This is a genomic window from Kitasatospora sp. NPDC090308 (assembly GCF_044769485.1).
Classification (GTDB): Bacteria; Actinomycetota; Actinomycetes; order Streptomycetales; family Streptomycetaceae; genus Kitasatospora; species Kitasatospora fiedleri.
This window is the reverse complement of record NZ_JBIVXY010000015.1, coordinates 113006-136367: the sequence shown is the minus strand read 5'-3', so window position 1 is coordinate 136367 and position 23362 is coordinate 113006. Positions and strand designations below refer to the sequence as shown.

Below are 23362 nucleotides of genomic sequence, written 5' to 3'. Positions count from 1 at the left end.
CGCCCCCAGGAGGCACCGCCATGACCGTCCCGCTCCCCGCCGCCCCGCCGGTGGGCCCGGCCGCCGACGGGTCGGTGCACTCCTGGGACGTGTCGACCGGCGTCGACGGCCCCGGCACCCGGTTCACGGTCTTCCTGGCCGGGTGCCCGCTGAACTGCCTGTACTGCCACAACCCCGACACCCTGCGGATGGGCGACGGGCGGCGCACCGGCGCGGACGAGGTGGTCGCGGAGGCCGCCAAGTACACCGCGTTCATCCGGGCGGCGGGCGGCGGCGCCACCGTCAGCGGCGGCGAACCGCTGCTCCAGCCCCGCTTCACCGGCGAGCTGTTCCACCGCTTCAAGCACGGACTGGGCCTGCACACCGCGCTGGACACCTCCGGCTTCCTCGGCGCCCGGGCGGACGACGCCCTGCTCGCCGACGTCGACCTGGTCCTGCTGGACGTCAAGTCCTGGGACCGGGAGCTGTACCGGCGGGTGACCGGGCAGCCGCTGGAACCGACGCTGGACTTCGCCCGCCGGCTGGCCGACCTCGGCAAGGAGGTGTGGGTGCGCTTCGTGCTGGTGCCCGGCCTGACCGACCCGGCGGAGAACGTCGCCGGGGTGGCCGCCTTCGCCGCCTCGCTGGGCAACGTCTCCCGGGTCGACGTGCTGCCCTTCCACCAGCTCGGCCGGGCCAAGTGGGCGGCGCTGGGCCGGGAGTTCACCCTCGCGGACACGCCCGTGCCCAGCGCCGGGCAGGTGCGGGCCGCGCGCGGGGTGTTCGCCGCGCACGGCCTGCACGCCGTCTGAGTCGCCCGCCCGGGCGGTGCGTCCGGGCCGCTCGGGCCGCTCAGCCGGTTCAGCCGGTTCAGCCGGTTCAGCCGGTTCAGCCGGAGATCGAGGGCGCGCCGGTCTCCAGGTGGCCGGTGAACCGCTGCGACCAGCTCGCGTCGCCGCTGACCGTCACCGTGAAGTCGTACCAGCCGTTGGTGTAGGCGACCGCGTTGAAGTGGTCGCTGGTGCGCGCCCCGGCCGCGACGGTGTACGTCCACGGGCCGTCCGAGCGGTAGGCGTTCGAGGTGACGGTGAAGGTCACCGCGGCGGTGCCGGTGTTGGCCAGCTCGAACCAGAGCGCGAGCTTGCCGGTGTCCGGCGCGGGCGCGTACGTGGCGGTGACGGCCGCGTTCTTGCCGGCGGCGGTGGCGTCGCCGGTGAAGCGGCGCAGGAAGCGGTTGGGGCCGACCACCGTCAGGTCGTACTTGCCCGCGCCGTAGCCGGTGCCGCAGTTGAAGAAGTCGCTGGTCGACCCGGCCGGGTCGACGGTGTACTGCCAGGGGCCGCCGGAGCGGTAGGCGTTGGCGTACGCGGCGAAGTGGCTGCTCGCGGTGCCCTGGTTGGCCATCGCGATCCACACCTTCGTCACCCCGCCGGAGCCGAACTCCAGGTGGTCCAGGTTGGCCACCGGCTGGTACGGCAGCGCGCGGGCCGGGCGGGTGCCCGGCTCCTGCACCGGCAGCCGGTTGTCGACCGGCGCCGGGTTGGGCAGCGGGCCGCAGGCGGCCAGGCCGATGGTCTGCGAGGTGTCGGGCAGCGCGGGCATCCCGTACACCGGGTGGGCGAAGTCGAACATGCCGGTCAGGTCGCCGGTGACCTTGCGCCGCCAGGCCGAGATGTTCGGGCAGGTCGCGGGCTTGCCGAGGGCGGCCGTCCACTTCTCCAGGAAGCGCAGCACCGAGGTGTGGTCGGAGGTCTCCGAGGAGACCCAGCCGCCGCGGCTCCACGGCGAGACCGCGATCATCGGGACGCGGAAGCCCAGGCCGATGTTGACGCCGTTGTAGAACTCGCCGGCCGTGCCGGCCGGGGCGGCCGGCGGCGGGACGTGGTCGAAGAAGCCGTCGTTCTCGTCGTAGTTGAGGAACAGGATCGTGGAGTCGAACACGGCCGGGTCGGCGTTCAGCGCGTCCAGCACGTTGTGCACGAAGTGCGCGCCGTCGGCCGGGGTCGCGTACGGGTGCTCGGAGGACGCCTGGTCCGGCACGATCCAGGACACCTGCGGCAGGGTGCCCCCCAGCACGTCGGCCCGGATCGCGGCGACGATGTCGTCCGGGGTCCTCCCGGTGGCCTTCGGGACCGAGCCCATGCCCTTGACCGCGAGCGCGCTGCCCGCCGGGGCGCCGGAGAACTTGGTGAAGTACGCGAGTGCGTTGTCGCCGTAGTTGTCGGCGGCGTTCTGGTAGACCTTCCAGCTGACGCCCGCGTTCTCCAGCGCCTCCGCGTAGGTCTGCCACTTCAGGCCGGACTCGTCGCCGCCGTCGTACGCCGGGCCGCCCGCCGTGCCCGCCGGGTCGATCTGGCCGGACCAGTGGTAGGTGCGGTTGGGGCCGGTCGCCGAGAGCACCGAGCAGTGGTAGGCGTCGTTGACCGTCCAGTTGTCGGCCAGCGCGTAGTGGAACGGGATGTCGGCCCGGGTCAGGTAGCCCAGCGTCCGGACGTTGCCCTTGGCGGCCACCCAGGCGTCCATCCTGCCGCTGTTCCACGCCTTGTGCTGGTCGCTCCAGCCGTGCGCGAGGTCGCCGTTGCACTGGGCCAGGCGCTCCGGGTCGGCGCCGCCGGCCGGCTTGGTGGCGGAGAACTGCCACGGGTACTGGCGGCCCAGCAGGTTCGGCTGGTTGAAGACGCCGTAGCCGCCGGACAGTTGGATCGTCGCCCGGTCCGCGAAGCCGCGGACGCCCTTCAGCATGCCGAAGTAGTGGTCGAAGCTGCGGTTCTCCTGCATCAGGATCACGATGTGCCTGGCGTCCGCGAGGGTGCCGGTGGCCCCCGCCGCGGCGGCCGCGGCGGGTGCCGCCCCGGCCCCGGCCGCGGTGCCGGCGACCGCCGCCCCGGCCGCCGCGCTCGCCGACAACGCCATGAACTTCCTACGGCTCAGCTCTGCCATGGTGCCCCGCCCGTCCCGTCCGCTGCTGGTGGTGTTGTCCAGACACCTTCGTGTCGAACGCCGAGCATCCTCGTCCAGGACGGGCCGCCGGGCCATGGGGCCGGAGGAAGGTTTGACGGATTGTTCACCACCGGCCGCAACAGCGGCCGGGAGGTGAACGACCGGGGGAGGGCCGCCGTCAGTCCTTCACCGTGATGCCCAGGGCCTGGGCGAACTGCGGCGCGAGGTCCAGGAGTTGGGTGGTCGAGATGACGGCGCCGCGCAGGCCCAGGTGGCCGTCGGGCAGGCCGAGGCGGACGGCGGTGCGCAGGTCGGTGTTCTTCAGCGCCGCGCCGCGCAGCCGCACCTCCTCCAGCGTGCTGCCGGGGAAGGAGACGTCGGTGAGCTTGGCGTCGGCGAGGTCGACGTCCCGCAGCAGGCAGTCCTCGAACACCACGTCGCGCAGCACCGCGCCGCGCAGGTTGACCGCCTCCAGCTTGCACTGGCGGAACACCGTGCGCCGCACCGCCGAGCTGTACGCGGAGACGCCCGCCAGCACGGTGGACTCGACCTCGGCGTCCTGCCACTCGCTCTCCGCGAGGTCGACGCCCACCAGCCGCCCGCCGTGCACCCACACCTCGTTGAACCCGGCCCGGCGCAGCCTCGACTCCTCGATCCGCACCCCGGTGAAGGCGCACTCCAGGAAGTGCGCGCCGCCGAACTGCCCGGTCAGCGCGAGGCCGTCGAAGTGCGCGGTGTCGTACCGCGCGTCGGGGCGCAGCGGGCCGGTGTGGCGGCGCAGCAGGTGGGCGTACGGGAGGTCTTCGAGGCGCACGGGTCAGCTCCGTTTCGCGGACAGGGTGAGGCCGACGGCGACGGCGAGCGCCACCAGGAGCCCGGCCACCAGCACGCCGGACTCCCCCGCCAGCGTCGCAGCCAGCACCGACAGCGCGGCCACCGGCAGGACCGCCTGGGCGGCGCCCCGCTTGTGGTGGCGGGCGTGCAGAGCCCAGACGGTGAACAGGAACAGCGCGGTGGGGACGGTCACGGCGGCGGTCGCGGCCCGCTCCGAGACGTGCGCGGCGCCCACCGCGTGCTCGACCGCGACCTCCAGGCCCGCGCCGACCGCGGCGGCCGAGGCGAAGATCAGGTAGTGGCCGTAGCCCCAGGGCAGCGCCTGCCGGTTGTCGCGCAGGTGGTCGTGGCTGTCGTCGGCGAAGTAGATCCACCAGGCGCCGAAGCAGATCAGCAGCCCGCCGGCCGCGATCGGCAGCAGTTCGGCGATCGCCTCGTGCTCGTCCAGGGCGGTCTGGATGGCGACGGTGGCGGCGGCGACCGTCTCGCCGAGCACGATGATGGTGAACAGGCCGTAGCGCTCCACGATGTGGTGCCGGTGCCAGGGCGTCTGCCGGTCCTTCTCGGCCCAGACCGGGACGGCGAGTTCGACCAGCACGCCGAGCGGGAACAGCGGGCCCTGGACGCCGTGCGGCAGGAACAGCAGCACCACCCAGAACACCTGGACGAGGGTGATCCCGGCCGCGTAGCGCAGTGCGCAGGTGCGGGCCGGTCCGCTCTCGCCGCGGGCGGCGCGCAGCCACTGGGTGACCATGGCCAGCCGCATCAGCACGTACCCGGCCACGCCGAGGGTCAGGTCCCGGTCCTCGAAGATCCGCGGGACGCCGGCCGCGAGCACCAGCACGCCGGTGATCTGCACCAGGGTGGTGAGCCGGTAGGGCACGTCGTCGACGTCGTACGCGGAGGCGAACCAGGTGAAGTTCATCCAGGCCCACCAGACCGCGAAGAAGGACATGGTGAACCCGGTGAGTGCGGTGCCGAGGTGGCCCCCGGCCAGGGCGTGGGCGAGTTCGCGGCCGGCCTGGGCGATGGCGACCACGAAGCACAGGTCGAAGAACAACTCGAGCGGGGTGGAGGCCCGGTGGGACTCGTCCCGGTCGCGGGCCAGCATCCGGCGGACCGGGCGGTAGGGGTCGGGGGCGGAGCTCATGGCGCTGCCTTCGCGGTGGGCCGCGCGGCAGGGGGCGGGCGCGGCAGGGGAGTTGGACACCGGCGATCCTGGCAGCCCGGGCCGGGCGGCGCACGCACCGCGCGCGGCGCGCGGATTGTCGGGATTCCATCCGATCCGACGAGTCGTCACGCGGAGTTGACGCCGCAGTGCGCGATCCGAGTGACAGCTTGGCCCATTTCGGCGCGTGTTGCGTGGATTGCCCCTTCTGTCCGAATTGGACCGATAGATTCCCCTGCGGATGGACGGACGACGAGGGCGCTTCGCGGGCAACGCGGAAGGTCAAGGACGAGGGTGGAACGCGGGACCGGCTCCCGCGCTCCGCAGGACCCGAACTCCTCGTGATCACCGCGCTGCCCGACAGCGCCGCCCGCCGCGCCGCACCGCCCCGCACTGGACCGCGGGACCAACGTCCCGCCGGACCGGGCCCTTCCCCTCCTGCCCCCGGCCCGCCCCCGACGTAGCGTTCGAGGAGGAGACCCCACCCGCCCGCGCCGAGGGGAGCGCCGCCATGCACCGCACCGACCCGCCCCGCGCCGTCGAACTGGCCACGCCGGACGGCGACTGGATCGCCGTCTGCGACGCCCGCGAACTGGAGCCCGACTCCGGCACCGCCGTCCTGCTGCCCGGCGGCGACCAGGCCGCCGTCTTCCGCACCCCGGCCGGCGAACTGCTGGCGGTCGGCAACCGCGACCCGTTCGCCGACTCCTGGTCCATCGCCGACGGCATCACCGGCAGCGTCGACGGCACCCCCACCGTCTCCGCCCCCCTCCACCAACGCCTGTTCGACCTGCGCACCGGCATCTGCCTGGACGACCCCTCCCACGCCCTCCCCGTCTGGCCGGCCCGCCTCCGCCCGACCACCTGACCACCCGACCGGACCCGGCGCCCCGGCGGTCCGGGAGGGGGTAACGGTCGCGTGGCATTGGGACTAGCTCCGCTGGCCCGGGGGCGGGTGGGCGCGGTGTGATGACCGCATGCGCACAGTCGGGCACCGAGGGCAGCGGGGGGCGTCGTGAACTGGGTCGATGTGGTGATCATGGTCGGCACGCTGGTGGGGACGGCGGCGGGGATGCTGCTGGTGCAGAGGTACGCGCCCGTTCCGGCGCGGGAGAGCTGCAACGACGTGGCGGGGTTCATCTTCGCCGCAGTCGGGGCGTTCTACGCGGTGCTGGTGGCGTTCGTGGTGATCGTGGTGTGGGAGAACGCCTCGACCGCGAAGGCGACCACCTTCGACGAGGCGGACGAGCTGGCCGGGGTGTACTGGATGTCCCGGCAGATGCCGCTGCCCGAGGGCGCGGTGCTGGAGGGCCTGACGCTCAGCTACGCGCACGCGGTGGTGGACACCGAGTGGCGCGAGATGAACGAGCACCACAGCGACCCGGCGGCGACCGCGCTGATGTACCGGATCCGCGACACCGCGCTGTCCTTCGAGCCGAACGGGGACCAGCAGACGGTGATCTACGAGAACCTGGTGCAGCACGTGGACGGCCTGGCCAGCAAGCGCCGGGCCCGGCTGAACCTGATCGCGGACTGCGTGCCGCCGCTGCTGTGGGCGGCGCTGATCGCGGGCGCGGTGGTCACCATCGCCTTCACCTTCCTGTTCGGCCTCTCCAACACCTGGGCGCACCTGGTGATGGTGCTCAGCCTGGCCGGGCTGATCGCGCTGTCGCTGGTGGCGATCAAGGAGATGAACTACCCGTTCGACGGGGCGAACGCGGTGAAGCCGACCGCCTTCCAGGTGTTCCTGAACCGGCTGCCACCGCCGCGCTGAGCCACGCCGGGTGACCGCGCCGTCACGATTTCGGCGGGCGGCCCGGGGCGTGTAATGTTCTCGGGGTCAGCAGGCGCCGCTAGCTCAGTTGGTTAGAGCAGCTGACTCTTAATCAGCGGGTCCGGGGTTCGAGTCCCTGGCGGCGCACAGACGGTCGAGAGCCTCCCTCCGGGGAGGCTCTCGGCGTTCCGGGGCCCGCTTCCGGGGTCCGGCCGGTCCGACCGGCCTTGCCGGCCCGGCCCGGGAAGCCGGTTTTCGCCGCAGGTCGGGGAGCGTGTAGTGTTCTCCACGTCAGCACGCGCCGCTAGCTCAGTTGGTTAGAGCAGCTGACTCTTAATCAGCGGGTCCGGGGTTCGAGTCCCTGGCGGCGCACAGACGGTCCGAAGGCCCCTCGCGAGAGCGAGGGGCCTTCGGCGTTTTTCCGGCCGCCCCCGCCGCGTCCCATGTCCCCGGCCCGGTGCGCTCGTTGAGAAGGGGGAGAAGAGGAAGCTAAGGGGTATTTAAAGATCGTCTTAGGAGAAATGGGACATAGGTCCCTAACATCTGACAAGTCGATCAGTCAGGCTGGCGAGGTTCACGCCGTCGCCCGAGCGAGCAGCCCGTCCGGGGCCTGCGGGAAGGTCTCCGTTGCCTCGAAAGCCCCGTGAGCGCAATGAGCGGAAGAAGCGCACCGGCTGGCGCCGCCTGATACCCACCTGGCGGATCACCCTGCTCGGTCTGGCCGCGTCCGTGCTGCTGGGGGTCGGGCTGTTCGCCCTGGGCATCGCCCTGGTGAAGGTGCCGGACGCGCACGCGGCCGCCACCGCCCAGTCCAACACCTGGCTGTACGCGGACGGCTCGGTGCTGACCCGCACCGGCCAGACCAACCGGCAGAACGTCTCGCTGGACAAGGTCTCCCCCGAGGCGCAGCACGCCGCGCTGGCCGCCGAGGACCGCAACTTCTACTCGGAGGGCGCGGTCAACTTCAAGGGCATGGCCCGGGCCGCGTTCAACACCGCCTCCGGCGGCGCCACCCAGGGCGGCTCGACGATCACCCAGCAGTACGTGAAGAACGCCTACCTGAACCAGAAGCAGACCGTCAGCCGCAAGGTGAAGGAGGTGTTCATCGCGATCAAGGTGGACGCCACCCAGAGCAAGGACGAGATCCTCTCCTCCTACCTGAACACCTCGTACTACGGGCGCGGCGCGTACGGCGTCCAGGCCGCCGCGCAGGCGTACTTCGGGGTGGACGCGAGCCGGCTGACCGCCGCGCAGGGCGCCTACCTGGCGACGCTGCTGAACGCGCCGAGCGCCTTCGACGTCTCCTCGGCCAGCGAGGCCGGCAAGGAGAAGGCCATGGCGCGCTGGAACTACGTGCTGGACGGCATGGTGGCGAAGAAGTGGCTGGGCGCCGAGGAGCGGCAGCACACCGCGTTCCCGGAGGTGCTGGCCCCCAAGTCGGCGCCGGGCCTGTCCGGGCAGGCGGGCTACCTGGTGGCCGCCGCCACCTCGTACCTCACCGACCGCGGCATCGTCTCGGACGCGCAGCTCGCCCAGGGCGGGTACACCATCACGCTGACCGTCGACCCGAAGAAGCAGCAGCAGCTGCAGGACTCGGTGCAGAGCCAGCTGACCGACAACCTCAAGCCGGACAGCCGCAAGGTGGACGCGGCGGCCCAGGCGGGCGCGGTCTCGGTCGACCCGGCGACCGGCCAGGTGCTGGCGCTGTACGGCGGCGCGGACGCCACCAAGCACTGGATCGACAACGCCACCCGCACCGACTACCAGGCGGGCTCGACTTTCAAGGCGATCGCGCTGGCCGCCGCCCTGGACTCCGGGGCGCGCACCCAGTCCGGCGAGCGGATCACCGCCGACACCGTGTACGACGGCACCAACCGGCGGGCGGTGCGCGGCGCCAAGGGCACCCCGTACGCGCCGCCGAACGAGGGCGAGCACTCGTACGGGCAGATCTCGCTCCAGCAGGCCACCGACTGGTCGGTGAACTCGGTGTTCGCGCAGCTCGCGCAGGACACCGGGCTGGAGAAGGTCCGCGCCACCGCGGTGGCGCTCGGCCTGCCCGCCGACACGCCGGGCCTCAAGGCCGTCCCGTCGATCCCGCTGGGCGCGGCCACCCCGAGCGTGCTGGAGCTGGCCGGGGTGTACGCCGCCCTGGACAACGACGGACAGCAGATCACCCCGTGGCTGGTGAAGGGCCTGGAGCTGGGCGGCGGGCAGGTCGCGCTGCCCGCGCACGACGCCACCCGGGCGATCTCCAAGGACGCCGCCCGGGCCACCACCGCGATCCTCCGGGGCGTCATCGAGGACCAGGGCGGCACCGGCTACCGGGCCGCCGCGCTGAACCGCCCGGCGGCCGGCAAGACCGGCACCACCGACGACTCGAAGTCGGTCTGGTTCGCCGGGTACACCCCGGAGCTGGTCACCGTGGTCGGCCTGTTCGGGCAGGAGCCGGGCACCGGCAAGCAGGTCAGCCTGGACGGCGTCGGCGGCACCGGCAGCGCGGCGGGCGGCAAGTACCCGGCGCAGGTCTGGACGGCGTACATGAAGGCGGCGCTGGCCGGCCAGCCGGTCGGCGACTTCGCCGGGCCGACCCGCTCCCCGGCCGCGAGCGCCCCCACCGCCGGCCCGACCGGCTCGGCCTCCCCCAGCCAGAGCCCGGCCGCGCCGGAGGAGGGCGCCGGCGGCACGCCCTCGCCGTCCGCCGGGGACGACCAGCCGACCCGTTCCCCGTCCGCCCGCCCCAGCGGCAGCGCCAGCACCGGCGCGGGCACCGGCGGGGAGGGCGGGCGGCCGACCCGCTCCCCGTCCGCCCGGCCCAGCGGCGGGGCCGACCGGAGCCCGTCCGCGAGCACCGCGCCGGGGCTCGGCGGGGCCGGGGGCCTGCTCGGCGATCAGGACCAACCGGCGGAGTAACGCCTTACGGCGGAGGGGTCCGGGCTGGCAGAATGCGGCGATGCGCAGCAGCTCGGACCCCTCCGCCGTTCCCGTCGACACCCCGGCGGCCCCCGCCCCGACCCCGGCGGCCCCGGTGCCGGCCCCGGTGCCGGCGCGGCGGGCGGCTTCGCTGGGGCTGGGGCTCGCGCTGGTGTCGGCGTTCGCGTTCGGCGGGTCGGGGACGGCGGCCAAGCCGCTGATCGAGGCCGGGCTCTCCCCCGCGCACACCGTCTGGCTGCGGGTGGCCGGGGCGGCTCTGGTGCTGCTGCCGGTGGCCTGGCGGCACCGGGAGGCGGTGCTGCGGCGGCCCGGGGTGCTGCTCGGGTTCGGGCTGCTGGCCGTCGCGGGGGTGCAGGCGTGCTACTTCGCGGCGATCTCGCGGATCCCGGTGGGCGTGGCGCTGCTGATCGAGTACCTGGGGCCGCCGCTGCTGATCGCCTACGTCCGACTGGTGCAGCGGCGGCCGGTCTCGCGGCGGGCGACGGCCGGGGCGGGCGTCGCGGTGGCGGGGCTGGCCTGCGTGGTGGAGGTGTGGAACGGCCTGTCCTTCGACCCGCTGGGCGTGCTGTTCGCGCTCGGCGCGGCCTGCTGCCAGGTCGGCTACTTCGTGCTCGCCGACGCCGGGCGGCGCGGGGAGCGCCCCATCGACCCGCTGGCGGTCTCGGCGCACGGGCTGCTGATCGGCGCCGTGCTGCTGACCGCCCTCACCCGGCCCTGGGAGGCGGACTGGTCGCTGCTGGGCCAGTCGGTGGCCATGAACGGGCACCGGCTGCCCGCGCTCGTCCCGGCCCTGTGGATGGTGCTGGTGGCCACCGTCCTGGCGTACCTGACCGGGGTGGTCTCCGTGCAGCACCTCTCCCCGCCGGTCGCGGGCGTGGTGGCCAACCTGGAGGCGGTGGTGGCCACCGTGCTGGCCTGGGTGCTGCTCGGCGAGCACCTCGGCGCCCCGCAGCTCGCGGGCGGCGCGCTCGTCCTGGCGGGCGCGTTCGCCGCGCAGTCGGCGAGCCGGGGCTGAGGCGGCGTCAGGCGTCACGCGTCACGCGCCGGGCCGGGGGCCGGAAGGCGTCAGGCCGGCAGGGTCTGGCGGTGGGCGGCCAGGGCGGGGGCGGTGGTGGTGGCGAGGAACTCGGTGATCCGGTACTCGGCGACCCCCGCGGGGACGAACGGGTCGGTGGCGGCGATCGCCTCGACGGCGGCGCGGTCGGGGGCGACGGCCAGGATGACGCCGCCGTCGCGCGGGACCTTGCGGCCGGAGGCGAGGAAGGCGCCGTCCGCGTAGTGCCGCTCCAACCAGGCGACGTGGGCGGGCAGCAGGGCGTCGACGCGCTCCAGCGGGGCGGTGTAGGTCAGTTCGAGGATGAACACGTGATCATCGTACGCCGGGCCCGGGCGGGCCGGGCCGGATGCGCGGGCGTCGGCGCGCAGTCGGGCCCGGCGGCCCTCGGCCTCGGCGGCCGGGCTCAGCGGCCGGTCCAGCCGAACCAGGTGAAGTGGCCGAGCGGCCAGACCACCGCGCTGGTGGGGCCGACCAGGTCCGCGACGGGGACGGCGCCGCCGTCCGGTCCGTCGCGGTGGTAGCGGGAGTCGGCGGAGTCGCTGCGGTGGTCGCCCTCGACCCAGACGTGGTCGGCGGGGACGGTCACCGGGCCGAAGTCGAGGCCGGAGCAGGAGTCGTCGCCGGGGTGCAGGTAGGGCTCGGTGACGGTCCTCCCGTCGACGGTGAGGGTGCTGCCCTGACAGGAGACGGTCTGGCCGCCGGTGGCGATGACCCGCTTGACCAGGTAGTCGTCACCGGGCGGGAGCAGGCCGACGGTGCTGAGGCCGGAGTGCACGGCGCGGGTGAAGGCGTTGCCGCTCGCGGGGGCGGGCGGCAGCCAGCCGCCCGGGTCCTTGAACACCACGGGCTCGCCGGGCTCGGGCTTCCACCCGGTCAGGGTGGCGAACTTGTTGACGGCGACCCGGTCGCCGACCTGGAGGGTGTTCTCCATCGAGCCGGACGGGATGGAGAACATCTGGAACAGGCAGGTCTTGATCAGCACGGCGACGACCAGGCCGATCACGATCATCACGGGCAGTTCCACGTACCAGGGCCGCCGCCTGCGCGGACTCCGCTCCTGGGTGGGCCCCTCGGTCACCGCCACCGACACCGACACCGCCTCCTTGGCAAGGACAGCACGCTAACCCGAGCCGGGGGCAGGGCGAAATCCGGCCCTTACCCCGCGCCGACACCCCGCCCCGGCGGAGCGGCCGCTCAGGACTCGTTGGCGATGGCCTCGTGGTGGCGGATCACCTCGGCGATGATGAAGTTGAGGAACTTCTCGGCGAACACCGGGTCGAGGTTGGCGCTGAGGGCGAGTTCGCGCAGCCGCTTGATCTGGCGGCGCTCGCGGGCCGGGTCGGCGGGCGGCAGCTGGTGCTCGGCCTTGAGGCGGCCGACCTGCTGGGTGGCCTTGAAGCGCTCGGCCAGCATGTGGACGACGGCGGCGTCGATGTTGTCGATGGACTCGCGCAGGCGGGTCAGCTCGGCCCGCACGGCGTCGTCGATCCCCGCCGGGGAGGGGGTGGGCTGGTCCGTCATGTGGGGTGGCTCCGATGCGGGATTACGGGTGGGCGCTCGGGCGCGGCGAACGGCCAATCTAACAGGGCGGGCCGGGCCGGTCCGCCCGGATGTCCCGCGCGTTCCGGCATGTGGGACGGCATGTGGGACGGCATGTGGGACGGCGTGCGGGACGGCGTGCGGGACGCCCGGCGGGGCGGTGCCGGACCGGGTGGCCGGCTCCGCGCGGCGTTCGCCCGCCGAGGGGCGGTGCGGGCCGTAGGCTGGGCGGGCCCCGGCCGGAAGTCCGGTCGCGGGCACAGCAGTTCGACCGCTGTCCTGATCTCATGGGAGGTACCTGATCGTGGCGACGACCCGCACCGCGCACACCGAGTGGGAGGGCAACCTGCTCGACGGCAAGGGCCTGGTGACCTTCGACTCCTCCGGCGTCGGCGAGTTCCCGGTGTCCTGGCCGGCCCGGGCCGAGACCCCGAACGGCAAGACCAGCCCGGAGGAGCTGATCGCGGCCGCGCACTCGGCGTGCTTCTCGATGGCGCTCTCGCACGGCCTGACCGGCGCCGGCACCCCGCCCACCAAGCTGGAGACCAAGGCGGAGGTGACCTTCCAGCCGGGCACCGGCATCACCGGCATCCACCTGACCGTGGTGGGCCTCGTCCCGGGTCTGGACGAGGCGGGCTTCGTGAAGGCCGCCGAGGACGCGAAGGCCAACTGCCCGGTGAGCCAGGCCCTGTCCGGCACCACCATCACGCTCTCCGCGAGCCTGGGCTGACCCCGGGGCGGGCCCGCCGGCCCGCCCCCGCCCGTGCTCGCGCCCCGCACACGGCGCGTGAGCGCGGGCGCACTCCCCGGAGTCCGTCCTCGCCGCAGCGGTGCCGGACCCGGCGCGCTCCGGCGGGAGCCCGGGTGGCTCGTACAGAATGTAACGGGCATGTGCGGACAACCGTCACCAATCACCCTGGCGGCGGTCGCGGACAGTTACCCCTGCGGCCTATGATCGGCGGACGTGGCCCGAGGCCGCCGACTGCTCCCCGGTCACCGGCCGGGGTCCGCGAGCGGGCACGGGCCGCCCGGCCGGTGGCCGTCCGCGAGGAGCAGCCGGCGCGACCAGTGGCAGCAGCGGACGGGAGCGTGCCGTGCCGGGCCGGAACGTCGGGACCGACGCACACCATCGGGGTGGGCGGCCCGAGACGCCGCGCCCGGGAACCGGGCCCTGCGCCGCCTGCGGCACCCCGCCGGACACCGAGGCCGAGCGGCTGGCGGCCGCCCTGCGGGCCAGCGAGTCGCGGTTCCGGGCCGCGTTCGCCGACGCCGGGATCGGCATGGCGCTGATCGACTCCGAGGACCTGGTGATCGAGGGCAACCCGGTGTTCGCGGCGATGCTGGGCCGCGAGGTGGCCGAGCTGCCCGGCATGCACATCCACCAGATCATCGAGCCGGAGGAGCCGTCCCGCAGCCGCTACCGCGAGCTGGTGCGCGGCGAGCGCGACCGGATGCGCGCCGAGAAGCGGCTCAAGCACCGCGGCGGGCGGGAGGTCTGGGGCCGGGTCACCGTCTCGCTGATCCGGGACGGCGCGGGCGAGCCGTACTACACGATGGTGATGGTCGAGGACGTCACCGAGCGCCGCCAGCTCGGCGACCGGCTCGCCTACCAGGCGCTGCACGACCCGCTGACCAGGCTGCCCAACCGGACGCTGTTCTACGAGCGGCTGGAGAGCGCGTTCAAGCCGGACGGCCGGGACGGTCCGGGCACCGGCGGCGAGGCCCGGATCGGGCTCTGCTACGTCGACCTGGACGGCTTCGCGACGATCAACGAGACGCTCGGCCACCACGTCGGCGACCAGCTGCTGGTGGCCGTCGCCGCCCGGCTGGAGCACGGCTTCGCCCGGGACGGACGGCAGTTGGTGGCCCGGCTGGGCGGCGACGAGTTCGCCGTGCTGGTCACCGGCAGCGCCGGCCACCAGCAGCTGACCCGGCTGGCCGCCGACCTGATGGAGACCCTGGAGCGGCCCTTCGAGGTGGCCGGGCACCGGCTGACCGTCACCGCGTCGATCGGCGTGGTGGAGCGCCCGGTGCGCGGCTCCACGCCCGCCGACCTGGTCCGGGACGCCGACTCCACCCTGTACTGGTCGAAGTCCGACGGCCGCGCCCGCTGGACGCTGTACGACCGCGACCGGGGCGCCGACCAGCTCACCCGGCACCTGCTGGCGACCGAGCTGCGCCCGGCCGTGGAGCGCGGCGAGTTCACCGTCGTCTACCAGCCGCTGGTGGGCCTGGCCGACGGCGCAGTGCACGGCGCCGAGGCGCTGGTGCGCTGGAACCACCCGCGGTACGGGCTGCTGTCGCCGGACCGGTTCATCCCGCTCGCCGAGGAGTCCGGGGCGATCGTGGCGCTGGGCAAGTGGGTGCTGGAGGAGTCCTGCCGGCAGGCCCGCCGCTGGCTGGAGGAGTTCCCCGGGCAGCCGGTGCTGGTCAGCGTCAACCTGGCGCCCCGCCAGATCTGGGACTCCGACGTGGTCGCGGACGTCGCCGACGTGCTGGAGCGCACCGGGCTGCCCGCCCGCCTGCTCCAGCTGGAGATCACCGAGAGCGCGCTGCTGGGCCCGGGCGGCCGGCCGTTGCAGGCGTTGCAGGCGCTGGCCGACATGGGCGTGCGGATCGCCATCGACGACTTCGGGACCGGCTACTCCAACCTCGCCTACCTGTCCCGGCTGCCGGTGCACGCCCTCAAGCTGGACGCCACCTTCATCGAGGCGTTCCGCGAGTCCGCGCCCGGCGCGGACGGCCGCCGCCGGGCCGCCGACGAGCAGATCGTCGGCGCGATGGTGCAGCTCGCGCACGCCCTGGGCCTGACCGTCACCGCCGAGGGCATCGAGCACGCCGCCCAGGCCGAGCGGCTGCGCGAGACCGGCTGCGACACCGCCCAGGGCTGGTACTACGCCCGCCCCGGCGGCCCCGAGGTGGTCGCCGCGATACTCCGGGATCGGCCGCGGTAGCGACCGCGGCCTCCCGGCGCGGAGGGGACCGCGGAGGGGACCGGGGCGGCGGGACGTGCGGACGCGGCGCCGGACGGGCTCAGCCCGCGGCGGCGGTGAGCCCGTACGCCTCGGCGATCAGGCCGTAGGAGGCCAGCCGGTTCTCGTGGCCGTGGATGTGCGAGGTGACCATCAGCTCGTCGGCCCCGGTGCGCCGTCGCAGCGCCTCCAGTCCCTCGGCGACCTCCGCCGGGGTGCCGAGCACCACGTTCGCCAGCCAGGACTCCAGGAAGTCCTCCTCGGCGAGGGTGTAGGGGTGCGCGGCGGCCTCCTCCGGCGTCGGGATCGGCCCCGGCCGCCCCTGCCGCAGCCGCAGCATGCCCAGCCCGGCCGAGCGGGCCAGCCACAGCGCCCGCTCCCGGCTCTCCGCGGCCACCGCGCTCACCCCGATCAGCGCGTACGGCTCCTCCAGCACCTCGGACGGGGTGAAGCCCTCCCGGTACAGGTCGAGCGCGGGGACGGTGTTGGCCGCGCTGAAGTGGTGCGCGAACGCGAACGGGTAGCCGAGCCGGGCGGAGAGCTGGGCGCTGAACCCGGAGGAGCCGAGCAGCCAGATCGGCGGCCGGGACGCCGAGCGCGGCACCGCCTCCAGCCGGGCGTACGGGTGGCCGGCCGGGAAGTCGCCGTCCAGGAAGTGGGTCAGCTCGGCGAGCTGGCGCGGGAAGTCCTCCGCGCCGTCGGCCAGGCCCCGGCGCAGTGCCCGGGCGGTGCCCTGGTCGGTGCCGGGGGCACGGCCCAGGCCCAGGTCGATCCGGCCCGGGTGCAGGGCCTCCAGCAGGCCGAACTGCTCGGCGATCGCCAGCGGGGCGTGGTTGGGGAGCATCACGCCGCCGGAGCCCAGGCGCAGCGTGCCGGTGTGCGCGCCGAGGTGGGCGAGCAGCACGGCGGGCACCGAGGAGGCCACGCCGGGCATGCCGTGGTGCTCGGCCACCCAGAACCGGTGGTAGCCCCAGCCCTCGGCGGCCCGGGCCAGCTCGGTGGTCGCGGCGAGCGCCTCGCCCGCGGTGTGGCCGGAGCCGACGGTGGCCAGGTCCAGGATGGAGAGCGGGGCGGGCGCGCGGCCCGCGGCCCGGCCGCGGATCCGGTCGGCGGCGGTGGCGGGGCCTGCGGCGGCGGCCTGGTCGGGGGCGGTGGCGGCCCCGGGGGCGGTCGGCTCCGGTGCGGTGCTCATGCGGTGCGTCCTCCTGGTGCCCCGGCCGGGTGCCCGGGCGTTCGTCGGAGCACAACCCGCCCGGCGTCCGGGCTGTTCCCGCCCCGGCGCCGGCCTTCCGGCCGCCGCTCCCACCGCCGCTCCCGGCCCCCTCCCACCGCTCCGCCCGCCGCCCCGCCTGACACCCCGTCTGACGCCCCGACAGGAGGCCACGCTGCGTGGCGACTTCACGCCACAGCGAGAAGTCGCCAGGTCCGGCGGCCCGGTCGGGGCCGCGGATGGGGCAGTCTGGAGATCGGCGCGGATCACGTACCGGTTCCGCGCGCCAGCGACAGATCGACGGGCTCGACCAGCGTCGTTCGATCCCACGAGCCCCCGGAGCGGCACCCCGCCCGGGGGCTCTCGCCGTTCCCGGGCCCGTGTGCGGTATGCCACACGGGGGTGCTTCATGCCATGAAATTTGCCCGCGCTAGCGTTGTCCCCCGTTGCAGCTGCTCCCCCCGGGCGTGCTGGAGGGAGAGACACCGTGGACCCGAACGCCGTCATCGGCCCCGCCTGGTACTGCGCACTGGCGCTGGCCGCCGTCCTCGGTGACGCCTTCCTGCCGTTCCTGCCCAGCGGGACGCTGGTGATCCTCGCGGTGCTGAAGACCGCGCACGTGGACGGTTCGCCGCTGCTGCTGGGCGCGGGCGTGGCGCTCGCCTCCTTCCTCGGCGACCTGCTGCTGCTCAACCTGGCCCGGCGCGGCGCGCCCGCGGTGCACCGCCGGCTGGCCCGCCGGCCCCGGCTGGCCGCGAGCGTGGAGCGGGTGCAGCTGGCGCTGACCGGCCGCACCACCAGCCGGGCCGCGGCCGCCATCGTGATCGTCGCGCGCTTCGTCCCGGCCGGGCGGACCGTGCTGGACCTCGCGGTGGGCCACTCCGCGAACCGGCCCTGGACCTTCCTGCGCTGGTCGGCGGTGGCCGCGGTGGTGTGGGCGGCGTACATCGTCAGCCTCGGCTGGTTGAACCTGCACTGGTTCGACACCGCCTGGCTGAGCTTCGTGATCTCCTGCGCGGCGGCCACCGCGATCAGCTCGGCGGTGGTGCAACTCGTCCGGCGGCGGCGCCGGCTGGCCGCCCTGGTCGAGAGCGAGTAGGCCGCTGCCGCGGGGCCCGGCGGGCCCGCGACCTCGCGTTCCGTGTCTCAGGACGGCAACAAGGCGGCCGGTCCGGGAGCCGGGCGGAACCACTTCGCGTGATGACCTGGTGAGGGTGGGCGGCATTGGACCGTCCGTCCCGGGCATGCCATCCTTGGGTGGCAATACCGTCAAATTGTCCGATTTTGCCAGAAGTTGACCCCGGGAGCCGCGTGTCGGCGCCCGGGTCTTCGTTCCGGCCGGGCCCACCGTGGCAGGGGAGACCATGAGCAGCATCTCGCGCAGGACAGTGCTGACCGCCACAGCGGCCACGGCGGCCCTCGGCGCCGTCGCGGCCTGTTCCAGCGGAGGCGGCACGGCGAACCGCCCCGGCTCCGACGCCGGCCCCGGCGGCACCGGCAGTGCCACCGCCGGCACCAGCCCGTCCGCCGTCAAGGGCACCCCGCTCGGCGACGGCTCCACCGCCGACACCGGCACCCAGCCCCGCCAGCCCACGCCCGAGAAGCTGAAGCCCGGCGAGACGCCGCCGCAGTTCGTGGTCTTCTCCTGGGACGGCGCCGGGGCCACCGACGACGGCCAGTTCGCCCGCTTCCTCAAGCTCGCCGAGGAGCACAAGGCGGCGATGACCTTCTTCCTCTCCGGCATCTACACCCTGCCGAAGGAGAAGTCCTCGCTCTACCACCCGCCGCAGCACCCCGTCGGCGCCTCCGACATCCCGTTCCTGTCCGACAACGCCGTCCGCAACACCATCAAGCTGATCACCCAGGCCTGGCAGGCCGGCCACGAGATCGGCACCCACTTCAACGGGCACTTCTGCTCCACCCGCTCCGACCACAACGGCGTCAACAAGTGGACCCCGGAGGACTGGGAGAGCGAGATCCAGCAGGCGGTGTCCTTCGTCACCCAGTGGAGGACCAACACCGGCTTCACCGACGTCGACCCGTTCCCCTTCGACTACAAGAAGGAGCTGATCGGCGGCCGCACCCCCTGCCTGGAGGGCCAGAAGGCGCTGCTGCCGACCGCCGCCAAGCTCGGCTGGAAGTACGACGCCAGCTCCCCCGGCGGCCTGCAGATCTGGCCGCAGAAGGTCCAGGACGGCAAGATCTGGGACTTCCCGCTCCAGGGCATCCCGTTCCCCGGCCACAGCTTCCAGGTGCTGTCCATGGACTACAACATCCTGGCCAACCAGTCCGGCGGCTCCACCAAGGGCGACCCGGCGAAGTACGGCCAGTGGCGCGACCAGGCCCGCGACGCGTACCTGGCGGGCTTCGAGCGCGCCTACACCACCAACCGGGCCCCGTTCTTCGTCGGCAACCACTTCGAGCAGTGGAACGGCGGCATCTACATGGACGCGGTCGAGGAGGCCCTCCGGCAGATCGCCGGCAAGCCCGACGTCCGCCTGGTCTCCTTCAAGCAGCTCGTCGACTGGCTGGAGGTCCAGGACCAGTCCACCCTCCGCAAGCTGCGCACCCTCAACGTCGGCCAGGCCCCGACCGGCGGCTGGCAGACCTTCCTGGGCGCGTAGTGGACGGGACGGCGGGGGCCCGGGGAGCAGCACCGCTCCCCGGGCCCCGGCCGTGCCGCCGTGCCGCCGTCAGACCAGCAGCTCCACCAGGCGCGCGGAGCGGATGATCGAGTAGTGGTTGGTGTCCGCGACCGGCTCGGTCGGGACGGTGACCTTCGCGGCCTCCAGCCGGGCGGGGTCGTAGAGCGCCCGGGGCTCGTCCATCAGGCCGCGTTCGGCGTAGAGCAGGCGGGCGGGGACGGTCAGGCGGTGGATCGCCCCGGCGGCCTCCGGGTCGAGCAGGACCTGGGCGCCGTCGGTGGTGACCGCCTCGTGGACGCAGGAGGAGACCAGCTCGGGGGCCTCGCCGACCAGGTCGCGCTGGGTGTAGGCGTCGAGCTCCTCGGTCCACGGGTCGAACGCGGGGTGGGCCTGCCAGAACGCCCGGTAGGCCGCGCGGTCGGGGAAGGTCATCGAGAGCCGGGCCAGCGCCGGGCCGAGGACCGCGGCGAGGGCGTCCCGCTCGCTGACGCCGGGCGGCAGCGGGAAGGTCACCGCGCCGTCCACCAGGGTGAGTTCGGCGACCAGCTCCGGGTGCCGGGTCGCGGTGAGGGCCGAGACCCAGGCGCCCATCGAGTGGCCGACCAGCCGGACCGGGCCCGCGTCCAGGGCGGTGACCAGCGCGGCGACGTCCTCGGCGTGCCGGGCCAGGCCCCAGGGGCCGGGCAGGTCGCGGCTGGCGGCCCGGCCGCGCAGGTCCGGGGCGTACAGCGCGGCCCGGCCGTCGAGCAGCCGGGCCAGCGGGGCCCAGGCCAGCGCGTTGGCGGTGATGCCGTGGACGGCGACCACCACGGGCGCGCCGGGGACGGTCGCGGGCCAGTGCAGGACGGCGAGGTCGCCGCCCTCGACGGGGACGGTCAGGGCGACGGGCTGGGGGCTGGTCATGCGGCGCCTTCCGGGACGGCGGTGACGGGGGCCGCGGCCCCGGCGGTACGGCCGCCGCGCAGCCGGGCGGGGAGCTTGGCGAGGCCGCCCGGCAGCAGGTAGACCACGGCGACGAAGAGCGTACCGAGCAGGAACAGCGGCTGGGAGAGCGGAACCCGCAGCACGGACGGCAGTTCGGCGACCGAGTCGGAGTTGGCCAGGTCGCCGAGCCGGTGCGCGGCCCAGGTGTAGAGGACGCCGCCGAGCAGCGGGCCCCAGCGGGTGCCGGAGCCGCCCAGCACCACCATCACCAGCAGCGCGAGCGTGGCGTCCGAGCCGGCCGCCTGCGGGGTGGCGCCGCCGGTGAGCAGCAGGTAGACCACGCCGCCCGCGCCGGCCAGCGCGCCGGAGACGGTGAACGCGACCAGCTTGAAGCCGTACGGGCGCAGGCCCAGCACCTCGACCCGGCGCTCGTTCTCCCGGATGCCGGACCAGACCCGGCCGGTGGGCGAGGAGACCGTCCGGTGCACGACGGCGAGCGTGACGACCAGGTAGGCCAGCGCGATCCAGTACAGGTTGGCGGTGTTCTGGATGCCGATCAGCGCGTCGGGCAGGTGCGCGGCGGGCACGGAGCGGCCCTCCTCGCCGCCGGTGAGGCCGCCGGGGTTGCGCTGCACCAGGATCGAGCCGGCCTGGGCGAAGGCCAGGGTGACCATGGAGAAGCCGATGCCGGTGGCCCGGAGCGAGACCGCGCCGAGCGCCAGCGCGAGGGCCACCGAGCAGGCCACGCCGAAGAGCGCGGCGGGCCAGAAGCCGAGGCCGAGTTCGAGCATGGCCAGGTCGGTGGCGTACAGGCCGGTGGCGAAGTACAGCGCGTGCCCGAAGGAGAGCAGCCCGGTCCGGCCCAGCAGCAGGTCGTAGCCGGTGGCCAGGCCCCCGTACAGCAGGCAGAGCGCGATCAGTTGCAGGCTGCCGGGGCTGCCGAGCGGCCCGTCGAGCAGGCCGGGCAGCGGCAGGGTGCTGTAGGGCGCGGCGAACAGGACGAGCAGCAGGGCCAGCGGCCACCAGCGCTTGAGGTGGGTGGTCACGCGAGTCTCCCGGTGAGTCCGCGGGGCTTGACGAGCAGGAGGACGGCGAGCAGGACGACCACCGAGAGGTCACCGAGGCCCGCCGCGGTGTAGTAGTTGGCGAACTGCTGGACGAGGCCGACGCCGACCGAGGCGACGGCGGCGCCGGTGACCGAGCCCGTGCCGCCCATCACCACCACGACGAAGGCGAAGATCAGCAGCCCGGTGCCCTGGGCGGGGTTGATCGAGCCGAAGTAGAGGCCGGCCAGCGCCCCGCCGAGCGAGGCGGCGGCGCCGCCGATCGCGAAGACCAGGGTGAACGCCTTGCGGACGTCGATGCCCAGGGCGGTGACCATCGCGCGGTCCTCGACGCCGGCCCGGACGATCAGCCCGTAGCGGGTCCGGGCCAGGAACAGCCGGAGCAGGAGCAGCACCACCAGCGCGGCGGCCATCAGCACGAAGCGGTTGACCGGGACGGTCGCGCCGAGCAGGCCGACCGTGCCGGAGAGCGCGGCGGGCTGCGGGAAGGGCCGGGCGTCCGGGCCCCAGACGCCCATCAGCAGGGCGGGCAGGGCGAGTCCGACGCCGACGGTGGCCAGGATCTGGTCCCGGGGGCGGGTGTACAGCGGGCGGATCAGGGCGAGTTCGAGCAGCACCGAGGCGGCGGTGCCGACCAGGGTGCCGAACGGGACGGCCAGCCAGAAGCCCATCCCGCCGTCGGTGGCGGCCCACCAGGCGGCGTAGGCGCCGACCGAGAGCAGCGCGCCGTGGGCGAAGTTGAGCACGTCCATCAGGCCGAAGATCAGCGAGAGGCCGGAGGCGACCAGGAAGTACAGCGCGCCGAGCCCGAGTCCGGTGCAGGCGAGCAGGACGACGGTGTTCATCGGGGCGTCACCTCGGGTGCGGGGGCGGGGCGGTGGCCGCCGACGCCGAGCAGGCGGCGGGCGGCGTCCTCGTCGGCGAGCAGGGCGCGGGCGTCGCCCTGGTGGGCGGTGCGGCCGTCGGCGAGGACGGCGCAGTGGCCGGCCACCCGGCGGACCAGGGCGAGGTTCTGTTCGACCAGCAGGACGGGGACGGTCTCGGCGACCCGGGCGAGCACGTCGGCGACCTCGGTGACGATCTTCGGGGCGAGTCCCTTGGTGGGCTCGTCGGCGATGATCAGCCGGTTGCCGCCCAGCAGGGTGCGGGCGATGGCGACCATCTGCTGCTGCCCGCCGGAGAGCGTCCCGGCGGGCTGCCGGTGGCGCTGCTTGAGCTCGGGGAACAGCTCGAAGACCAGGTCGTAGGCGGGGGCGGTGTCGCGTTCGGCGAGCCGGAGGTTCTCGGCGACGCTGAGGCCGGCGAAGATCCCGCGGTCCTCGGGGGCGTAGCCGATGCCGCGGCGGACCACCAGGTGGGTGGGGAGCCGGCCGATGTCGGCGCCGTCGAAGGTGAGGGCGCCGGTGCGCGGGACGAGGCCCATGACCGCCTTGACGGTGGTGGTCTTGCCGGCGCCGTTGCGCCCGAGCAGGGCGGTGACGCCGGTGGCGGCGACGTCCAGGTCCACCCCGTGCAGGATGTGCAGGCCGTCGATCACCACTCTCAGGTCGCGGACCGTCAGCAGGCTCACAGCGCCTCCCCGAGGTAGGCCCCCTGGACGGTGGCGTCGGCCATCACGGCGTCGGGGGTGTCGAGCGCGAGCAGGGTGCCGTGGTGCATCACGGCGAGCCGGTCGGCCAGGCCCAGCAGCACGTCCATGTGGTGCTCGACCATCAGGACGGTGCGGCCCTGCTCCTGGTGGACGGAGCGGATCAGCTCGACCAGCGCGGGCACCTCCTCGGCGCTGACGCCGGCCATCGGCTCGTCCAGCAGGATCAGCCGCGGCTCGCCGACCAGCAGCACCGCGAGTTCGAGCTTGCGCTTGCCGCCGTGCGAGAGCGAGCCGGCCGGGTCGTCGGCGCGGTCGGCCAGGCCGGTGCGCTCCAGGGTCTCCTCGACCTGCTGCCGGTGGCGTCCGGCCCGCCGCCAGATCCGGTAGGAGGCGGCGGGCCCGGCGGCGGCCTGGGCGGCGAGGCGCAGGTGCTCGGCGACGGTGAGGCCGGGCCAGAGCGAGGAGGTCTGGAAGGTCCGGCCCAGGCCCCGCCGGGCCCGGGCGGGCACCGGCAGGGCGGTGATGTCGGCGCCGTCCAGGTGGAGGGTGCCGCGGGTGGCGGGGTGGATGCCGGTGATCAGGTTGAACAGGGAGGTCTTGCCCGCCCCGTTCGGGCCGATGAAGGCGACGAACTCGCCCTCGGCGACGTCGAGGCTGACGTCCTGCACGATCGGGACGCCGCGCACGGACCAGCCGAGTCCGTCCAGCCGCAGGACCGGGGCGGGGGTGCTCAT

General features: G+C 74.3%; 21 protein-coding genes and 2 tRNA genes. 11 read left to right on the top strand and 12 right to left on the bottom strand.

The window, feature by feature from the left end; translation table 11 throughout:
- Window positions 1-20 precede the first annotated feature (20 nt).
- Window positions 21-791: a pyruvate formate-lyase-activating protein gene (gene pflA, locus ACIQVD_RS28150; protein ID WP_402292070.1), complete on the top strand. Its 771-nt coding sequence runs from the start codon at window positions 21-23 to the stop codon at window positions 789-791.
- Window positions 792-867: 76 nt separating this feature from the next.
- Here pflA and ACIQVD_RS28145 read toward each other — a convergent pair whose 3' ends face one another.
- The 3 genes from ACIQVD_RS28145 to ACIQVD_RS28135 form a co-directional block, all read right to left on the bottom strand.
- Window positions 868-2919, bottom strand: coding sequence for a phosphocholine-specific phospholipase C (locus ACIQVD_RS28145; protein ID WP_402292069.1), 2052 nt, complete (start codon window positions 2917-2919; stop codon window positions 868-870).
- A 178-nt stretch (window positions 2920-3097) separates the two neighbouring features.
- Window positions 3098-3733 carry a pentapeptide repeat-containing protein gene (locus ACIQVD_RS28140; RefSeq protein ID WP_400680077.1) on the bottom strand — a complete coding sequence of 212 codons (636 nt, stop codon included), beginning with the start codon at window positions 3731-3733 and terminating at the stop codon, window positions 3098-3100.
- A gap of 3 nt (window positions 3734-3736) precedes the next feature.
- The gene (locus tag ACIQVD_RS28135) at window positions 3737-4903 is read right to left on the bottom strand and encodes a low temperature requirement protein A (protein ID WP_400681510.1); all 1167 of its coding nucleotides are present in this window, start codon (window positions 4901-4903) and stop codon (window positions 3737-3739) included.
- A gap of 529 nt (window positions 4904-5432) precedes the next feature.
- Between ACIQVD_RS28135 and ACIQVD_RS28130 the strand changes: the two genes are divergently transcribed.
- The 6 genes from ACIQVD_RS28130 to ACIQVD_RS28105 all read left to right on the top strand — a co-directional run bounded on the left by ACIQVD_RS28130 (window position 5433) and on the right by ACIQVD_RS28105 (window position 10641).
- Window positions 5433-5789 (top strand): nitrite reductase (NAD(P)H) small subunit, encoded by a 357-nt coding sequence (locus tag ACIQVD_RS28130; RefSeq protein ID WP_402292068.1) that lies wholly within the window; start codon window positions 5433-5435, stop codon window positions 5787-5789.
- A gap of 147 nt (window positions 5790-5936) precedes the next feature.
- A complete protein-coding gene (locus ACIQVD_RS28125) occupies window positions 5937-6695 on the top strand; it encodes a hypothetical protein (RefSeq protein WP_400680082.1) in 759 nt (252 codons plus the stop codon).
- Between the two features lie 73 nt (window positions 6696-6768).
- A tRNA-Lys gene (locus tag ACIQVD_RS28120) sits at window positions 6769-6842 on the top strand.
- Between the two features lie 151 nt (window positions 6843-6993).
- Window positions 6994-7067 (top strand) — tRNA-Lys (locus ACIQVD_RS28115).
- Between the two features lie 255 nt (window positions 7068-7322).
- Window positions 7323-9605, top strand: a complete 2283-nt coding sequence (locus ACIQVD_RS28110) for a transglycosylase domain-containing protein (protein ID WP_400680085.1) — start codon at window positions 7323-7325, stop codon at window positions 9603-9605.
- A gap of 127 nt (window positions 9606-9732) precedes the next feature.
- A complete protein-coding gene (locus tag ACIQVD_RS28105) occupies window positions 9733-10641 on the top strand; it encodes an EamA family transporter (protein ID WP_402292102.1) in 909 nt (302 codons plus the stop codon).
- 50 nt (window positions 10642-10691) lie between these two features.
- Here the strand turns inward: ACIQVD_RS28105 and ACIQVD_RS28100 are convergent, their stop codons facing one another.
- The 3 genes from ACIQVD_RS28100 to ACIQVD_RS28090 form a co-directional block, all read right to left on the bottom strand.
- Window positions 10692-10991 carry a YciI family protein gene (locus ACIQVD_RS28100; RefSeq protein WP_100838147.1) on the bottom strand — a complete coding sequence of 100 codons (300 nt, stop codon included), beginning with the start codon at window positions 10989-10991 and terminating at the stop codon, window positions 10692-10694.
- A 95-nt stretch (window positions 10992-11086) separates the two neighbouring features.
- Window positions 11087-11773 carry a signal peptidase I gene (gene lepB / locus ACIQVD_RS28095; protein ID WP_400680089.1) on the bottom strand — a complete coding sequence of 229 codons (687 nt, stop codon included), beginning with the start codon at window positions 11771-11773 and terminating at the stop codon, window positions 11087-11089.
- 104 nt (window positions 11774-11877) lie between these two features.
- On the bottom strand, window positions 11878-12204 hold the full coding sequence (locus ACIQVD_RS28090; protein ID WP_400680092.1) for a chorismate mutase: 327 nt from the start codon (window positions 12202-12204) through the stop codon (window positions 11878-11880).
- Window positions 12205-12526: 322 nt separating this feature from the next.
- On the opposite strand from ACIQVD_RS28090, the gene ACIQVD_RS28085 reads away from it, so the two are divergent.
- On the top strand, window positions 12527-12952 hold the full coding sequence (locus ACIQVD_RS28085; protein WP_400680094.1) for an OsmC family protein: 426 nt from the start codon (window positions 12527-12529) through the stop codon (window positions 12950-12952).
- Between the two features lie 364 nt (window positions 12953-13316).
- Window positions 13317-15176 carry a putative bifunctional diguanylate cyclase/phosphodiesterase gene (locus ACIQVD_RS28080; protein WP_402292067.1) on the top strand — a complete coding sequence of 620 codons (1860 nt, stop codon included), beginning with the start codon at window positions 13317-13319 and terminating at the stop codon, window positions 15174-15176.
- Window positions 15177-15255: 79 nt separating this feature from the next.
- Here the strand turns inward: ACIQVD_RS28080 and ACIQVD_RS28075 are convergent, their stop codons facing one another.
- Complete coding sequence (locus ACIQVD_RS28075; RefSeq protein WP_402292066.1) at window positions 15256-16386, bottom strand: LLM class flavin-dependent oxidoreductase; 1131 nt, start codon at window positions 16384-16386, stop codon at window positions 15256-15258.
- A 505-nt stretch (window positions 16387-16891) separates the two neighbouring features.
- On the opposite strand from ACIQVD_RS28075, the gene ACIQVD_RS28070 reads away from it, so the two are divergent.
- Window positions 16892-17503, top strand: a complete 612-nt coding sequence (locus tag ACIQVD_RS28070) for a hypothetical protein (protein WP_100838141.1) — start codon at window positions 16892-16894, stop codon at window positions 17501-17503.
- Between the two features lie 265 nt (window positions 17504-17768).
- Entirely contained in the window at window positions 17769-19028 is a 1260-nt protein-coding gene (locus ACIQVD_RS28065; RefSeq protein ID WP_400680102.1) for a hypothetical protein, read from the top strand.
- Window positions 19029-19097: 69 nt separating this feature from the next.
- Here the strand turns inward: ACIQVD_RS28065 and ACIQVD_RS28060 are convergent, their stop codons facing one another.
- Genes ACIQVD_RS28060 through ACIQVD_RS28040 form a run of 5 tightly spaced genes read right to left on the bottom strand, consistent with a single transcriptional unit; the run spans window position 19098 to window position 23362 of the window.
- A complete protein-coding gene (locus tag ACIQVD_RS28060) occupies window positions 19098-19952 on the bottom strand; it encodes an alpha/beta fold hydrolase (RefSeq protein ID WP_400680105.1) in 855 nt (284 codons plus the stop codon).
- Window positions 19949-21019 carry a branched-chain amino acid ABC transporter permease gene (locus ACIQVD_RS28055; protein ID WP_400680107.1) on the bottom strand — a complete coding sequence of 357 codons (1071 nt, stop codon included), beginning with the start codon at window positions 21017-21019 and terminating at the stop codon, window positions 19949-19951. The genes ACIQVD_RS28060 and ACIQVD_RS28055 overlap by 4 nt, the downstream gene beginning before the upstream one ends.
- Window positions 21016-21882 (bottom strand): branched-chain amino acid ABC transporter permease, encoded by an 867-nt coding sequence (locus tag ACIQVD_RS28050; RefSeq protein ID WP_400680109.1) that lies wholly within the window; start codon window positions 21880-21882, stop codon window positions 21016-21018. Before ACIQVD_RS28050 ends, ACIQVD_RS28055 begins: the two co-directional genes overlap by 4 nt.
- Window positions 21879-22607: an ABC transporter ATP-binding protein gene (locus tag ACIQVD_RS28045; RefSeq protein ID WP_400680112.1), complete on the bottom strand. Its 729-nt coding sequence runs from the start codon at window positions 22605-22607 to the stop codon at window positions 21879-21881. The genes ACIQVD_RS28050 and ACIQVD_RS28045 overlap by 4 nt, the downstream gene beginning before the upstream one ends.
- Window positions 22604-23362, bottom strand: coding sequence for an ABC transporter ATP-binding protein (locus tag ACIQVD_RS28040; protein WP_111553388.1), 759 nt, complete (start codon window positions 23360-23362; stop codon window positions 22604-22606). The genes ACIQVD_RS28045 and ACIQVD_RS28040 overlap by 4 nt, the downstream gene beginning before the upstream one ends.